Here is a 15,678-nt window from a genome sequence, read left to right as displayed (position 1 = left end):
AGCCGTTGCCAAGACCCCCTGCGGACCCGCTGTGGGCCTCCTGCGGACGCCCGAGTGTGATCGGACGGTGCACGTCTCTGTCCATACCGGCAAAGAATCGAGTGTGGTTTTGTACACACAAGGCCCATGACGACTCCCCTGCAAGGAGCGATAGCCTGGCATCGTGATCAGCGCGATAACCCGCGGGGGCGTCGAGGCCCCTGCTACGCGCCCGGGACACCACGGTGCCCGGGCGGCCGTTGATCATTCTCGTTACGACCAGGTGCCAGGAATGCCAAATCTGGCCAATTCCGCCCCGGTCGCCCCTCATCGCGGCATAGCGTCGATTCCGACCGGACATGCTCCCGGGCCCGTCCCGGGGGTCCCTTACGCGCCGGTCCGGCGTTGTGCCGCATCCGCTTATTTCCACAACGTCACGCAACGGCGCGCGACAGGAGCCAGAGGACATGCAGACCAAGCTGGACGAAGCCAAGACCGAGCTGCTCACGAAGGCCGCCAGGGTCGCTGAGAGCGGACCGGCGGGAGGGCAGTCACCGGTACCGGGTCTCGACCCGGAGACCCTCAGTGGATACCTCCAGCGTTACTACCTGCACACCGCTCCGGAGGACCTCACCGGGCGCGACCCCGTCGACGTCTTCGGCGCGGCACTCTCGCACTACCGGCTGGCGGGCGTCCGGCCGCAGGGCACGGCGAACGTCAGAGTCCACACGCCGACCGTCGAGGAGAACGGCTGGACCTGCAGCCACTCGGTCGTCGAGGTCGTGACCGATGACATGCCGTTCCTGGTCGACTCGGTCACCAATGAGCTCTCGCGCCAGGGCCGCGGCATCCATGTCGTGATCCACCCGCAGGTCGTCGTCCGGCGTGACGTCACCGGCAAGCTGATCGAGATCCTGGACGCCGAGGACGACGCGCACGGCACCCCCGGCAAGGCCAAGGGCGCCGAGCTGCCGCACGACGCGCTGGTCGAGTCCTGGATCCACGTGGAGATCGACCGGGAGACCGACCGCGAGGACCTCAAGCAGATCACCGCCGATCTGCTGCGGATCCTCAACGACGTGCGCGAGGCCGTCGAGGACTGGGAGAAGATGCGCGACGCCGCGCTGCGCATCGCCGACGAGCTGCCCTCCGAGCCCACCGCCGACGACCTGCGCGACCGTGAGGTGGAGGAGGCCCGCGAGCTGCTGCGCTGGCTGTCCGCCGACCACTTCACCTTCCTCGGCTACCGCGAGTACGAGCTGACCTCGGCGCCCGGCGAGGCCGACGGCGAGGAGGACGTGCTCACCGCCGTGCCCGGCACCGGTCTCGGCATCCTCCGCTCGGACCCCCAGCACCACGAGGACGACCCGGGCCACCCCGTCTCCCCGTCCTTCAACCGGCTCCCGAAGGACGCCCGCAAGAAGGCCCGCGAGCACAAGCTGCTGATCCTCACCAAGGCCAACAGCCGCGCGACCGTGCACCGGCCGAGCTACCTCGACTACGTCGGCGTGAAGAAGTTCGACGCGCAGGGCAACGTCGTCGGCGAGCGGCGCTTCCTGGGCCTGTTCTCCTCCGCCGCGTACACCGAGTCCGTGCGCCGGGTGCCGGTCATCCGCCGCAAGGTCACCGAGGTGCTCGAGGGCGCCGGCTTCTCGCCCAACAGCCACGACGGCCGCGACCTGCTCCAGATCCTGGAGACCTACCCGCGCGACGAGCTGTTCCAGACCCCGGTCGACCAGCTCCGCGCGATCGCCACCAGCGTGCTCTACCTCCAGGAGCGCCGCCGGCTGCGGCTGTACCTGCGCCAGGACGAGTACGGGCGCTACTACTCCGCGCTGGTCTACCTCCCGCGGGACCGTTACACCACCGGCGTCCGGCTGCGTCTGATCGACATCCTCAAGGAGGAGCTCGGCGGCACCAGCGTCGACTTCACCGCCTGGAACACCGAGTCGATCCTCTCCCGGCTGCACTTCGTCATCCGGGTCGAGCCGGGCGCCACGCTGCCCGACCTCACCGACGCTGACGTCGACCGCATCGAGGCGCGGCTGGTGGAGGCGGCGCGCTCCTGGGCCGACGGCTTCGCCGAGGCGCTGAACGCCGAGTGCGGCGAGGAGCGCGCGGCCGAGCTGCTGCGCCGGTACGCCCAGGCGTTCCCCGAGGGCTACAAGGCCGACAACTCCCCGCGCGCCGCGGTCGCCGACCTCCAGCACCTGGAGAAGCTGTGGACCGCGGAGGAGGGCCGCGACTTCGAGGTCAGCCTGTACGAGCCGGTCGGCGCGGGCCCCGGCGAGCGCCGCTTCAAGATCTACCGCACCGGTGAGCCGGTCTCGCTCTCCAAGGTGCTGCCGCTGCTCAACCGCCTGGGCGTGGAGGTCGTCGACGAGCGGCCGCACGAGCTGCGCTGCGCGGACCGGTCCGCCGCGTGGATCTACGACTTCGGCCTGCGGATGCCGGAACGGCCGAACGGCGACGACTACCGCGAGCGCTTCCAGGACGCCTTCACGGCGGTCTGGACGGGCCGCGCGGAGAGCGACAACTTCAACAAGCTGGTGCTGGGCGCGGGCCTGGACTGGCGGCAGGCCATGGTGCTGCGCGCGTACGCGAAGTACCTGCGGCAGGCCGGCTCCACCTTCAGCCAGACGTACATGGAGGACACCCTCTCCCACAACGTCCACACCACCCGGCTGCTGGTCAGCCTCTTCGAGGCGCGGATGGCCCCGCGGCGGCAGCGGGCCGGCACGGAGCTGATCGACGGGCTGCTGGAGGAGCTGGACGGCGCGCTGGACCAGGTCGCCTCGCTGGACGAGGACCGCATCCTGCGCTCGTTCCTCACGGTCATCAAGGCGACGCTGCGCACCAACCACTTCCAGAAGGACAGCAACGGCGAGCCGCACGCCTACCTGTCCCTGAAGCTGGACCCGCAGGCGATCCCGGACCTGCCGGCGCCCCGCCCGGCGTACGAGATCTGGGTGTACTCGCCGCGCGTGGAGGGCGTGCACCTGCGCTTCGGCAAGGTCGCGCGCGGTGGTCTGCGCTGGTCGGACCGGCGGGAGGACTTCCGTACGGAGATCCTCGGCCTGGTCAAGGCGCAGATGGTCAAGAACACCGTCATCGTGCCGGTCGGCGCGAAGGGCGGCTTCGTCGGCAAGCAGCTGCCGGACCCGGCGGTGGACCGCGACGCCTGGATGGCCGAGGGCATCGCCTCGTACAAGACCTTCATCTCCGGTCTGCTGGACATCACCGACAACCTCGTCGGCGGCGAGGTCGTGCACCCCGAGGACGTCGTCCGGCACGACGGCGACGACACCTACCTGGTCGTCGCGGCCGACAAGGGCACCGCGAAGTTCTCCGACATCGCCAACGAGGTCGCCGAGTCCTACGGCTTCTGGCTGGGCGACGCCTTCGCCTCCGGCGGCTCGGCGGGCTACGACCACAAGGGCATGGGCATCACGGCCCGCGGTGCCTGGGAGTCGGTCAAGCGGCACTTCCGCGAGCTGGGCGTGGACACCCAGTCCGAGGACTTCACGGTCGTCGGCGTCGGTGACATGTCCGGTGACGTGTTCGGCAACGGCATGCTGCTCTCCGAGCACATCCGCCTGGTCGCCGCCTTCGACCACCGGCACATCTTCCTCGACCCGAACCCGGACGCGGCGACCTCGTACGCCGAGCGCCGCCGCCTGTTCGAGCTGCCCCGCTCCTCCTGGGAGGACTACGACAAGTCGCTGCTCTCCCAGGGCGGCGGCATCCACTCGCGGTCCGCGAAGTCGATCCCGGTCAACCAGCACGTGCGCGCCGCGCTCGGCATCGAGGCGGGCGTCACGAAGATGACCCCGGCCGAGCTGATGAAGGCGATCCTCCAGGCCCCGGTGGACCTGCTGTGGAACGGCGGCATCGGCACGTACGTGAAGTCCTCGGCCGAGTCGAACGCGGACGTCGGCGACAAGTCCAACGACGCCATCCGGGTCGACGGCCAGGACCTGCGGGTCAAGGTCGTCGGCGAGGGCGGCAACCTGGGCCTGACCCAGCTGGGCCGGATCGAGTTCGCCATGAACGGCGGCCGGATCAACACCGACGCGATCGACAACAGCGCCGGCGTGGACACCTCCGACCACGAGGTGAACATCAAGATCCTGCTGAACTCCGTGGTGTCCGACGGGGACATGACGGTCAAGCAGCGCAACAAGCTGCTCGCCGAGATGACCGACGAGGTCGGCGCGCTGGTGCTGCGCAACAACTACGCGCAGAACACCGCGCTCTCGCTGGCCCTTGCCCAGTCCTCCAACATGCTCCACGCCCAGCAGCGGTTCATGCGCCGCCTGGTGCGTGACGGCCAGCTGGACCGGGCGCTGGAGTTCCTGCCGTCCGAGCGGCAGATCCGCGAGCGGCTGGCCAACGGCCGGGGCCTGACCCAGCCGGAGACCGCCGTCCTGCTCGCGTACACCAAGATCACGGTGGCCGATGCGCTCATCCAGACGAGCCTGCCGGACGACCCGTACTTCAAGCACCTGCTGCACGCGTACTTCCCGACCGCGCTGCGCGAGCGGTTCGCCGAGCAGGTGGACAACCACGCCCTGCACCGCGAGATCACCACGACGGTGCTGGTCAACGACACCGTCAACACCGGTGGTACGAGCTTCCTGCACCGCATGGTGGAGGAGACCGGCGCGTCCCTGGAGGAGGTCGTCCGGGCGCACACCGCGGCCCGCGCGATCTTCGACCTGAACCAGGTCTGGGACGACGTCGAGGCGCTGGACAACAAGGTGCCCGCCGAGGTGCAGACCCGCATCCGGCTGCACTCCCGGCGGCTCGTCGAGCGCGGCACCCGCTGGCTGCTCAACAACCGCCCGCAGCCGCTGGAGCTCTCCGGCACCATCGACTTCTTCCGTGAGCGGGTCGGCACGGTCTGGGCCGAGCTGCCCAAGCTGCTGCGCGGCAGCGACATGGAGTGGTACGAGTCGATCTACGGGCAGCTGACCGAGGCGGGCGTGCCGGAGACGCTGGCGCACCGCGTGGCCGGCTTCTCCTCGGCCTTCCCGGCGCTGGACATCGTGGCCATCGCCGACCGCACCGGCAAGGAGCCGCTGGACGTCGCCGAGGTCTACTACGACCTGGGCGACCGGCTGCGGATCAACCAGCTCCTGGACCGCATCCTGGAGCTGCCGCGCGCCGACCGCTGGCAGTCCATGGCCCGCGCCTCGATCCGCGAGGACCTGTTCGCCGCGCACGCCGCGCTGACCGCGGACGTCCTCTCGGCGGGCAACGGCACGGCCACGCCGGAGCAGCGCTTCAAGGCGTGGGAGGAGAAGAACGCCGCGATCCTGGGCCGCGCCCGCGCCACGCTGGAGGAGATCCAGGGCTCGGACTCCTTCGACCTGGCCAACCTGTCGGTCGCGATGCGCACGATGCGGACGCTGCTGCGCCAGCACAGCTGAGCCGCACGGAGAAGGCCCCGGAGCGACAGCTCCGGGGCCTTCCCCATGCCTTCCGGCGGCTCGGCTACTTCTTGGTGAACGCCTCGTACTCCTTGAGGACGTCCGCCGTGGGGCCGTCCATGAGGAGCTCGCCCTTCTCCAGCCACAGCACCCGGTCGCAGGTGTCCCGGATGGACTTGTTGTTGTGGCTGACCAGGAAGACCGTGCCGGCCTCCTTGCGCAGCTCCCGGATGCGGGCTTCGGAGCGCTTCTGGAACTTGCGGTCGCCGGTGGCCAGGGCCTCGTCGATCATCAGGACGTCGTGGTCCTTGGCCGCCGCGATGGAGAACCGCAGCCGGGCCGCCATGCCGGAGGAGTAGGTGCGCATCGGCAGGCTGATGAAGTCGCCCTTCTCGTTGATGCCGGAGAAGTCGACGATGCTCTGGTAGCGCTCGCGGACCTGCTCGCGGGTCATGCCCATGGCCAGCCCGCCCAGGATGACGTTGCGCTCGCCGGTCAGGTCGTTCATCAGGGCGGCGTTGACGCCCAGCAGCGAGGGCTGGCCGTGGGTGTAGACATGGCCGCGCTCGGCCGGCAGCAGCCCCGCCACCGCCTTGAGCAGCGTGGACTTGCCCGACCCGTTCGTGCCGATCAGGCCGATCGACTCACCCCGGTAGGCGGTGAAGGACACGCCCTTGACCGCGTGCACCTCCCGCACGCCCGTGGAGGGCTTGCGGCGGATGATGCGGTTCAGCGCCGCGGTGGCACTGCCCCGGCCCGCGCCCGAGCCGTAGACCCGGTACACGATGTGCAGGTCATCGGCGATGACGGTGGGGATGCGTTCCTCGGTAGCCGCGGCCTGTTCCACCGCGGGCTGCTCCAGTTCGGTGTTCTGCTGCTCAGCCACGGCCGTACCGCTCCTCCGCCTTCCAGAAGTACACAAAGCCCACCGCGCCCATCACGATCGCCCAGCCCAGCGCGCAGGCCCACACGTGCGGAGGCAGCTGCGCGGCGGTGAAGGAGTCGATCAGCGCGAAGCGCACCAGGTCGATGTAGACCGCGGCCGGGTTGATGTCCAGCAGGAACCGGATGAAGCCGGGGATGTCCTTGCCGGCGGTCACCACACTGATGCTGTACATGACGCCGGAGGCGTACATCCAGGTGCGCAGGATGAACGGCATGAGCTGGGCCAGGTCGGGAGTCTTGCTGCCCAGCCGCGCCATGATCATCGCGAGGCCGGTGTTGAAGACGAACTGGAAGCACAGCGCGGGGATCGCCAGCAGCCACGACCAGCCCGGCAGCTGGCCGAAGGCCAGCAGGATCACCACGAGCACGCCCATGGAGAACATCAGCTGCTTGAGCTGCATCAGGCAGAACGAGATCGGCAGGCAGGCGCGCGGGAAGTGCAGGGCCCGCACCAGGCCGAGGTTGCCCGAGATCGCCTTCGTCCCCGCCAGCACCGAGCTCTGCGAGAAGGTGAAGATGAAGACGCCGGTGACCAGGAACGGGATGTAGTCCGGCACGCCACGGTGAGTACCGAGCAGCAGGCCGAAGATCAAGTAGTAGACCAGCGCGTTCAGCAGCGGCGTGGCCACCTGCCACAGCTGGCCCAGCTTGGCCTGGCTGTACTGGGCGGTCAGCTTGGCGCTGGAGAAGGCGGAGATGAAGTGGCGCCGGTGCCAGAGCTGCCGGACGTATTCCGGGAGCGGGGGGCGGCGGCCGCTGACCGTGAGGCCGTACTTCTCGGCGAGGGCGCGCGGGCCGGGGTCCGGCGGGGCGGCGGGGGCCGGACGCGTGAGGGTCTGAGACATCAGTCCGCTTTCGTGCGTGGACGCGGGCGCGGCGGGGCCGGCGGCGCCCGCGAGGCTGAGGAACTCACGACGAGACGGCTCCGTATCGTCGCAACCTGAGAGTAGGGCGCGGGTACGTCGAAACGCAACCGTTGCGTCGCGACGCTATGCTCCCTGCATGGCAAAGGACCCAGCACCGTCGGAAACGGCCCCCTCGGCCTCCCAGGTGCCGCCGCGCCGGGCGCCGGCCGGCGCCGCCGTGCTGCGCGAGGAGAAGACCGCCGCGATTCGCGCCGCGGTCTTCGCGGAGCTGGCGGCGGTCGGGTTCGGCCGGATGTCGATCGAGGGCATCGCGCGCCGGGCGGGGGTCGGCAAGACCGCGGTGTACCGCCGTTGGCGGTCCAAGCTGCATCTGGTGCTCGATGTGGTCACGGCGCTCGCCGCGGAGGGGATGCCTGTACCGGACACGGGCACGCTCCGCGGGGACGTGCGGATGCTCCTGGAGGTCGCCTCCCGGGCCCTGCGTCACCCGATGGCCGCGCAGATCATTCCGGATCTGCTGGCGGAGGCGGCGCGCAGTCCGGAGATCGCGGAGGCGTTGCGGACGGCGTTGCATGACTCGCAGGAGTCGATGACCCGCGCGATGGTGGCCCGGGCCGTGGAGCGGGGCGAGCTGCCGCCGGACGTGGATGTCCGGCTGGCGCTCGACCTGATCACTGGGCCGCTGTACTGGCGGGTGGTGGTGCTCCGCGGGGATCTTCCGGCCGGGTATCTGGACGAGCTCGCGGCGGCCGTGGCGACGGCGCTCGGGGCGGGTCCGCGGTCCGCGGGGAGGTAGTTCGTCGGCTGCCGGCCGGACGTGGCTGGTCGCGCAGTTCCCCGCGCCCCTGACGGGCCCCGGTATCGCCGCCCCTCAGCCTGCCAGGTCCATGTCCGACGCGTCCTCCTGTACCGGCAGGGTGGTGGTCACCGCGGTACCGGTGACCTTCGCCGCCTCGCGCGGGGTCGGGGCCACCGCGCGTTCCGCGAGCGGTACGACCTCCGGCGTCGCCTCCTGTCCCAGGAAGACCCGGCGGACCACGCGTTCCGCCGCGTGGCCGTCGTCCCACTGGCAGAAGCGGGCGCGGAACGCGGCGCGGCGGGCCGCGGCCTCCTCGCCGTCCCAGCTGCCGTCGCGGAAGGCGGCGATCAGTTCGTCCTCGGTGGTGGCGACGATGCCGGGGGTGTCGCCCGGCGCGCCGGAGAGCAGGTCGAAGGTGACGCCGCGGGACTTCACGTACACGTCCCAGTCGTCCGCGTACGTGATGATCGGCCGGTCGAGGTTGGCGTAGTCGAACATGATCGACGAATAGTCCGTGATCAGCGCGTCGGCGGCCAGGCACAGCTCCTCGACGGAGGGGTGGCGGGAGACATCGATCAGCGCGCCCTGTTCCTGGAGCTCGGCCAGCCGGGGGTGCTCGCCGTAGAAGTAGTGCGTGCGGACCAGCAACACCACGTCGGGGCCCAGTTCGCGGGTGACGCGCTCCAGGTCCATCCGGGGGACGTAGCCGGTCTGGTAGTCGCGGACGGTGGGCGCGTACAGGACGGCGGTGCGGCCGGGGGCGATGCCCAGGCGGGCGCGGATGTCCAGGACGTCGGCCGCGGTGGCGCGGTAATACACGTCGTTGCGCGGGTAACCGGTGTCCAGCGACTGGAAGGCGCAGGGGTAGACCCGCTCCCACTGCTCGGTGGTGTGCTGGTTGGAGGAGACGCTGAAGTCCCAGCGGTCGGCGCGCTGCAGCAGCTTGCGCATGCTCATGCCCTTGGCGGCCGCCGGGTACCGCTGCTGGTCGATGCCCATCCGCTTGAGCGGGGTGCCGTGGTGGGTCTGGAGATGGATCTGCCCGGGACGCTTGACGATGCCGTCGGCGAAGTTGACGTTGTTGACGAGGTACGTGGCGCGCGCCATCACCTCCCAGTAGCGCGGCGAGTTCACGATCACGTGGTCGGCGCCCTCGGGGAGGGTGTCCTCCATGCCCTTCTTGATCACCCACACGCCGTGGACGTGCGGCGCCAGCTCCTTGGCCTTCTCGTAGATCGCGAGCGGATTGCAGGCGGGGGTGCGGTTCCAGTACGCGGCGTAGACGGCGAGGTGCGGGTCGAGGGGGCGGTGCAGCTGGAGCTGGTAGAGGCGCGCGTACGCCTGCTTGCCGAGGGTGTGCTTGACCTTCCTCAGCCGCCCGGCCGCCTTCTTGCGGCCCCGCGCGGCCAGCTTCAGCGCGGTGTAGGCGGGGAACGAGCCGCGCGCGAGCGCGTCGTACTGGATGCCCATCACGCCCTTGGGGCGGACGAAGTCCGCGGGCAGGTAGCGGCGGTAGTGCTGCGCCGCACGGCGGAAGAACTCCGCGCGGGCCGCGGCCGGCACCCGGTCGGGGCGGGCCAGGATGAAGAGATAGTGGTCGATCATGTGCTCGAAGAGGAAGGCGCGCCAGCGGTGCAGCCCCGGCCGCTCCTCGAGGAACGCGAACAGCCGCTCGTACTGGTCGAAGGCGGCGAAGTGCTCCCGGCTGGGGGTGCGCAGCGCGTTGCCCTGGCGGCGCTGCCGGTAGTGCACGCAGACCTGGTCCAGCAGCGCGATGCGCTCGGCACTGAAGAGCGACTCGTAGACGACGACCGCGTCCTCGTAGAAGCCGTCGGGGAAGCTGAAACCGCCGGCGAGGTAGAAGTCCCGGCGGTACGCCTTGTTCCACACGACGGTGAACAGGCGCAGCAGCTCGGGCCGGTCGTCGATGGTGCCGACCTCGGGGCCGGGCGCGGACAGTACTTCGGCGTCGCGGTTGCGCTTCGCCTCGCCCCACCAGAAGGTGCGCGCGTAGTCGTAGACCAGGACGTCGGGGTCCTCGGTCGCCGCCAGCCGGCCGGCTATGGACTCCAGCGCGTCGGGCAGCAGCGTGTCGTCGCTGTCGAGGAAGAGGAGGTAGTCGCCGCGGGCGTGCGCCACGCCCTCGTTGCGGGCGTTGCCGATGCCCTTGTTCTCGGCGAGGTGCAGCGGGATCACGCGCGGGTCCCGGGCCGCGTACTCGTCGAGGATCGCCCCGGAGCCGTCCGGCGAGCGGTCGTCCACCGCGACGACCTCGAAGTCGCCGTACGTCTGGGTCAGGACCGAGTCCAGGCAGGCGCGGAGGTAGCCCTGCACCTTGAAGACGGGGACGACGATGCTGAAGCGCGGCACAGCGGTGGAGCTGGGCATTGCGGTAACTACTCCTCGTATCGAACCAGGCGCGGACAGTGGAATGCCCGGAATGAGAGGGCTGTCCGCTACCTGTGAGACGGGAGTGATGAGGAGTTGGTTGTCCGGCCTGTGAGAAAAGTACGGACTCTGTTCAGCCGCCGCTTCTGGCGGGGCTTCAGGCGCGGCGGGCTTCCGGGTGGTGCAGCAGCCAGCCCGCCCAGGCCGAAGCGATCATGTCGCGTACGTCGTGCCGGGCCTTCCAGCCCAGCTCGGCCGTGATCCGGTCGGCGGCCGCGACCACCCGCGCCGGGTCGCCGGGCCGCCGCGCGGTGATCTCCGCCGGGCGGTCCCGGTAGCCGGTGACCTCCGCGATCAGGTCGATCATCTCGCGGACGGACACGCCCTCGCCGCGCCCGATGTTGAGCGTCAGGTCGCGGACCGGGCCGCGCTCGCCGAGCTTGCGCGCGGCCGCGAGGTGCGCGTCGGCCAGGTCCTCGACATGGATGTAGTCCCGGACACAGGTGCCGTCGGGGGTGTCGTAGTCGGCGCCGAAGATCAGCGGCGCCGCGCCCTCGGTGAGCTTCTCGAAGACCATCGGGACGATGTTGAAGACGCCGGTGTCGGCGAGCTCGGGGGAGGCGGCGCCCGCGACGTTGAAGTAGCGCAGGCAGGCGGTGGAGATGCCGTGCGCCCGGCCCGCGGCGCGGGTCAGCCACTCGCCCGCCAGCTTCGTCTCGCCGTACGGGCTCATCGGCGCGCACGGCATGTCCTCGGTGACCAGCCCGGTCCCGGCGACCAGGTCCGCGTCCGGCATCCCGTAGACCGCGGCGGACGAGGAGAAGACGAAGCGGCCGACGCCGCCCGCCACCACCGCCTCCAGCAGCGTCCGCAGCCCCTGCACGTTCTCCCGGTAGTACAGCAGCGGCAGCTCCACCGACTCGGCGACCTGCTTCTTCGCCGCCAGGTGCACCACCCCGGTGACCTCGTGCTCGCTGATCGTGCGGTCCAGCAGCCCGCGGTCCAGCGTCGACCCGACGATCAGCGGCACGTCCTCGGGCACCCGCTCCGCCACGCCCGTGGACAGGTTGTCCAGGACGACCGCGCGCTCGCCCGCGCCGGTCATCGCGCGCACCACGTGCGCGCCGATGTAGCCCGCGCCACCAGTGATCAGCCAGGTCATCTCGCTCCTCGCTCCTTCTGCTCCGGTCAGCCGCGCTCGTACGGCGACGGTACGGGGAAGTACGCGCCCAGGAAGGCACGCACCACCCGGTCCTGCTCGGCGGCCGGCACCTCGGCGTCGGCGGAGTCCCCGATGCAGAAGACGCTGTGGCTGCGGGTGGCGAGCAGGCGGCTGAGAACAGTGTGGTGGTCGTAGCGGCCGGCGTTCGCGAACGAGCAGGAAATGGTCGCGGGCGTCGACTTCCCGGTCAGATATCCGTAGTAGTGGTGCAGGGACGAAGCGATGGAGAGATCGGTACGCGCCCGGAAGCGGCTGCCCGCCGTCGCCGCCACCTCCTCGGGGAAGCGATCGGCGAGCTCCGCGAGGACGCTGCGCCGCAGCGGGTGCGGGGCGTGCAGGAAGCCGTGCGTGGCGACCCGGCCGAACTCCCGCTTCAGCAGCGCCCGGTTGTTCTTGGCGGCGGCGAAGTAGCCCTCGTCGTCCGGGGTGACCTCGCCGGGCGGTACCGCGGTGGGCGAGCGGAAGAAGTGCGCGGTGCCGTTGCTGTGGAAGAACGCCGACGGGGGCACCGGGCGGCCGAAGAACACGTCGTCGTTGATGTACAGGAACTGCTCGGACAGGCCCTCGATGCGGTGCAGCTGGCTCTCGATGGCGTGCGAGTTGAAGGTCGGCAGCAGGGACGGGTCGGCGAACAGCTCCCGGTGGTCGACCACCTTCAGGCCCGGGTGCGCGGTGTTCAGCCAGTCGGGCACCTGGTCGTCGGTGACGAGGTGGACGGTGCGGACCCAGGGCGCGTACATCGCCAGGGAGCGGAGCGAGTGCCGCAGTTCGTCGCGGCTGCGGAAGCGCGCGTCGCTGCTGTCCACGCCGTCCGTGGCGAAGCCGGCCGCCCGCAGCGCCGCGTCCCGCCGCTCCCGCCAGGCCGGATCGGCGTCGTCGACCCAGGTGTAGACGACGTCGACGGGGAAGTCGATGTCCCACATCAGGGTGTCGGTGAAGGCGGCGAGCGTGGGGTGGTCCCGGTCCGCGACCCGCCACTTGGCGGTCGGCTCCAGGCTGGGCAGCCGCGGCCCGAGGAGGGTCGTGCCGCGCGGGGCCTCCCGCCAGCCGTCCTCGTCCTCGGCCCAGAACTCCACCGTGCAGCCGAAGCCGGGGCCGTACCGCAGTGTGCGGCTCTCGCTGGTCACGGGCTTGAAGACGCGTACCCCCGCGACCTCGCCGGCCTCCCGCAGCCGCTCGGCCAGCAGCGCGCCCGGCGCGTGGCCGCGCGGCGAGACCAGCTCGCCGTACACCGGCTCGCCGGCCAGCTCCTCGGCGAGCGCGGCCAGCGTCCGCTCCCGGTCCTCCACGGCCACCGCGATCCGGTGCGCGAGCGCGTCGTCGCGCAGCAGGACGTAGCCGATGCCGTGTGCCGTGAGCGCGTCGGTGGCCAGCTCCAGGTTGCGGTCGGCGACCTGCGGCGCGGTGAGGTCGTCGCGCAGCTCGGCGAGGCGCCCGGCGGACCGCACCAGCCGGCCCGTCCGGTCCTGGGCCTTGAGCAGGACTTCGCGGGCCTTCTGCGCGTCGGCGGAGGCGGCGAGCGGGCCGCCGTGCGGGGCCGCCACGCTGAACGCCCGGCCGCCGCCGGCCGCGATGCGCAGCGCGGTGCGGTCGGCGCGGGCGGCGAGCCGGTCCGGGCCGTCGCGGCGGGCCACCAGCTTCTCGAAGAGCCGCTCCCACTCGGCGGTGACCCGCGCGCCGGAGAAGCGCTCGTACACGCCCGCGCGCGCGGCGTTCCCGTACGCCCTCAAACGCTCCTGATCACCCATCAGTTCGCCGAGCGCCGCGGCCAGCGCTTCGACGTCGGCGGGCGGCACGAGCAGCCCGTCCACGCCGTGCCGGATGATCTCGGCGGGGCCGGTGACGATGTCGTACGCGATCGCCGGCACCCCGGCCGCGAACGCCTCGACCAGCACCAGCCCGAACGCCTCGTTGCGCGACGGCAGCAGGCACAGGCTCGCCTTCGCCCACTCGGCCGCCATGTCCGGTGTCCGGCCGAGCAGTTCCACCCGGTCGTGCAGGGCGAGGCCGTCGATCAGCTGGCGCAGCCGCACCGCCTGCGGGCCGTCGCCGAAGATCCGCAGCCGCCAGTCCGGGTGGTCCTCCGCGGCCAGCGCGAAGGCCCGTACGGCGTGGTCGAGCTGCTTCTCGGGCGTCAGCCGGGCGGCGGCCACGACGAGGCGGCCCGTGAGGTCGGAGCGGGGACGGTAGCCGTCGGGCAGCGCGTTGGGAATGGTGACGAGCTCGGGCGCGGCCGGGCCGAGGGACTCGCGGAACCACTCCTCGGTGCGCTCGGTCAGCGAGACCAGCGCGTCGATCCGCGGTGCGTACATCAGCAGCGGCTCGCCGCTGACCCCGCGCAGCTGGGAGGCGCGGTGCTCCTGGTGCACGGTGATCACCCGGCCCTGCACGAGCTGCGCGGCCGCCGCCATGAGCGCGGGCGTCGTCGTGACCAGGACGTCGGTGTCCAGCGCGGCGATGGCGGCGCTCAGCTCGATGTCCGAGAGCTGGTTGAAGGTGTGTTCCCAGGCCGGCTTGATCAGCTCGCTGGGGAGGGCGGCCAGCGTGCGGCAGGCCGCCTCGTCCAGGGCGCTGGCCCGCACCGGCCGCTCGTACGGCCCGGTCCGGTCGATCAGATAGCGGCGCCGGATGTCCCGGGCGGCGGGGAAGAACGGCTCGGCGTGGGTGCGGAAGACGCTCAGCACCTCGACGTCGTGGCGCGCGGCGAGGTGGGCCGCCTGGGTGTACGCGGCCATTTCCGTGCCGCCCATCTCGTCGCCGAGGGTGAGCAGGAACGTGATCCTCATGGCCGGTCCTCCGAGATCTCGTGGGCGCGGGCGGGTGTCGCGTACGCGGCGCAGCTGACGGCGAGGGTCCCGGCGGCGGAGAAGTGGGCGTGCACCCGCAGCAGCCGGCCGTCCGCGAGCGCTATGGACCGGTAGGGCGTGCGGAAGACCCGCTTCGGGCTGCGGACGTCGGTCAGCCGGCGGCCGACCTTCAGCCGGGTCCGCCCGGACCGCAGCCGCACCTCCCAGGTGTGCTGGACGTGTCCGTCGGCGGCCATCGCGGGCAGCGGCAGATCGGCCGTGAGGTGGCCCCCGCGCTGCTCCAGCGGCATCGGCAGCACCACTCCGCCGGTGCCCTGGCGGACGGCCTCGGCCGTCCAGACGGCGTGCCGCGGCAGCGGGCCGACCAGCCGTACCTGCACGGTGACGCGGTCCCAGCGCAGGCCGAGCGCGACCAGTTCGGCCTGCGGCGCCGGGGCCGTCACCTTGAGCAGCGCATGTCTGTCGGGCGAGCGCACGGGGCGGAAGAGGGCGCCGCTGCCGGGGTCGGGGGAGTGCGGGAGGGTCGGCCCGCCGGCGGTGCGGGGCAGGGCCGCGCCGAGGCCGGCCAGGATCTCCCGGCCCGCCGTGTCCGTCACGGCCAGGGACAGCCGCCAGATGCCGGGGCCCAGCGCGAGGGCGCCGGGCTCGGCGTACTCGGCGGGCTCGTCGTGCGGGGCGAAGTGGAGCGGGACCGTGGCGGTGAGCAGCAGGGTGCCGTCGGGCTGGAGCTCGGGGGCCAGCGGGGCGGTCCGGCGGTGGCCGCGGTGGTCCAGATGGAGCAGCGCGGTACCGATCCCGTGGGCGCGGCGGGGGTAACGCACCGCCACGTTCAGGGTGCGGCCGCCCAGGACGGAGAGGTGGACGGGGCGCAGGACGGGCCGCGGGCGCAGCCGTGCGGCGAGCACCGGGACGGTGTCGACGCGCTCGATGCGGCGGCGTACGCCGGCCGCCGCGCGGCGGGCGCGGCGGCCGGCGCGCACCGCTCGGGACAGCAGGGCGTGATCCATGGCGGCCGGTGCTCCCTTCCGTGGGACGCGGGGCGCCCGTTGGGCACGTGGCAGTGCATCCTTTTTGTCCCCTGGCGAGTCATCCCTTGAGTGAGCCTCCCCCGTGGGGGCGTGAGCACCCATGGAGGTCCGGGTGTACAGGGGATGTGTACCAGGACGTACGGCGTCATAGTTGCATCAAACGCCCATAGGGGTAAATGACCGGAACGCGGGGAGACGCGAAGGGGGAGACC

Annotated in this window: 8 protein-coding genes; 2 read left to right on the top strand and 6 right to left on the bottom strand. The window is 71.4% G+C overall.

Annotated elements, in window-relative coordinates:
- Positions 1–446 precede the first annotated feature (446 nt).
- Positions 447–5,411 (top strand): NAD-glutamate dehydrogenase, encoded by a 4,965-nt coding sequence (locus ACIGXO_RS33115; protein WP_399794287.1) that lies wholly within the window; start codon positions 447–449, stop codon positions 5,409–5,411.
- 64 nt (positions 5,412–5,475) lie between these two features.
- Here the strand turns inward: ACIGXO_RS33115 and ACIGXO_RS33110 are convergent, their stop codons facing one another.
- Positions 5,476–6,273 (bottom strand): ABC transporter ATP-binding protein, encoded by a 798-nt coding sequence (locus ACIGXO_RS33110; RefSeq protein WP_399794339.1) that lies wholly within the window; start codon positions 6,271–6,273, stop codon positions 5,476–5,478.
- Positions 6,274–6,289: 16 nt separating this feature from the next.
- Positions 6,290–7,201 (bottom strand): ABC transporter permease, encoded by a 912-nt coding sequence (locus ACIGXO_RS33105; RefSeq protein ID WP_399794285.1) that lies wholly within the window; start codon positions 7,199–7,201, stop codon positions 6,290–6,292.
- Between the two features lie 157 nt (positions 7,202–7,358).
- On the opposite strand from ACIGXO_RS33105, the gene ACIGXO_RS33100 reads away from it, so the two are divergent.
- Positions 7,359–8,018: a TetR/AcrR family transcriptional regulator gene (locus tag ACIGXO_RS33100; RefSeq protein WP_399794283.1), complete on the top strand. Its 660-nt coding sequence runs from the start codon at positions 7,359–7,361 to the stop codon at positions 8,016–8,018.
- 75 nt (positions 8,019–8,093) lie between these two features.
- On the opposite strand, the gene ACIGXO_RS33095 is transcribed toward ACIGXO_RS33100, so the two are convergent.
- The 4 genes from ACIGXO_RS33095 to ACIGXO_RS33080 all read right to left on the bottom strand — a co-directional run bounded on the left by ACIGXO_RS33095 (position 8,094) and on the right by ACIGXO_RS33080 (position 15,445).
- Positions 8,094–10,409, bottom strand: coding sequence for a CDP-glycerol glycerophosphotransferase family protein (locus ACIGXO_RS33095; RefSeq protein WP_399794281.1), 2,316 nt, complete (start codon positions 10,407–10,409; stop codon positions 8,094–8,096).
- A gap of 157 nt (positions 10,410–10,566) precedes the next feature.
- Positions 10,567–11,571 carry a UDP-glucose 4-epimerase GalE gene (gene galE / locus ACIGXO_RS33090; protein WP_399794279.1) on the bottom strand — a complete coding sequence of 335 codons (1,005 nt, stop codon included), beginning with the start codon at positions 11,569–11,571 and terminating at the stop codon, positions 10,567–10,569.
- 26 nt (positions 11,572–11,597) lie between these two features.
- Entirely contained in the window at positions 11,598–14,417 is a 2,820-nt protein-coding gene (locus tag ACIGXO_RS33085; RefSeq protein WP_399794276.1) for a stealth conserved region 3 domain-containing protein, read from the bottom strand.
- Positions 14,414–15,445 (bottom strand): hypothetical protein, encoded by a 1,032-nt coding sequence (locus tag ACIGXO_RS33080; RefSeq protein WP_399794274.1) that lies wholly within the window; start codon positions 15,443–15,445, stop codon positions 14,414–14,416. Before ACIGXO_RS33080 ends, ACIGXO_RS33085 begins: the two co-directional genes overlap by 4 nt.
- Positions 15,446–15,678 lie beyond the last annotated feature (233 nt).

It is taken from the genome of Streptomyces sp. NPDC053542 (assembly GCF_044544685.1).
Classification (GTDB): domain Bacteria; phylum Actinomycetota; class Actinomycetes; order Streptomycetales; family Streptomycetaceae; genus Streptomyces.
The sequence above is the reverse complement of the archived record's forward strand: the minus strand, read 5'-3'. Positions and strand labels throughout refer to the sequence as shown.

What these genes read in the sequence shown, in the direction of transcription:
- ACIGXO_RS33115 (WP_399794287.1), top strand. Translation starts at nt 447, where the DNA reads ATGCAGACCAAGCTGGACGAAGCCAAGACCGAGCTGCTCACGAAGGCC.
- ACIGXO_RS33105 (WP_399794285.1), bottom strand. Translation starts at nt 7,201, where the DNA reads ATGTCTCAGACCCTCACGCGTCCGGCCCCCGCCGCCCCGCCGGACCCC.
- ACIGXO_RS33100 (WP_399794283.1), top strand. Translation starts at nt 7,359, where the DNA reads ATGGCAAAGGACCCAGCACCGTCGGAAACGGCCCCCTCGGCCTCCCAG.
- ACIGXO_RS33095 (WP_399794281.1), bottom strand. Translation starts at nt 10,409, where the DNA reads ATGCCCAGCTCCACCGCTGTGCCGCGCTTCAGCATCGTCGTCCCCGTC.
- galE (WP_399794279.1), bottom strand. Translation starts at nt 11,571, where the DNA reads ATGACCTGGCTGATCACTGGTGGCGCGGGCTACATCGGCGCGCACGTG.
- ACIGXO_RS33085 (WP_399794276.1), bottom strand. Translation starts at nt 14,417, where the DNA reads ATGAGGATCACGTTCCTGCTCACCCTCGGCGACGAGATGGGCGGCACG.
- ACIGXO_RS33080 (WP_399794274.1), bottom strand. Translation starts at nt 15,445, where the DNA reads ATGGATCACGCCCTGCTGTCCCGAGCGGTGCGCGCCGGCCGCCGCGCC.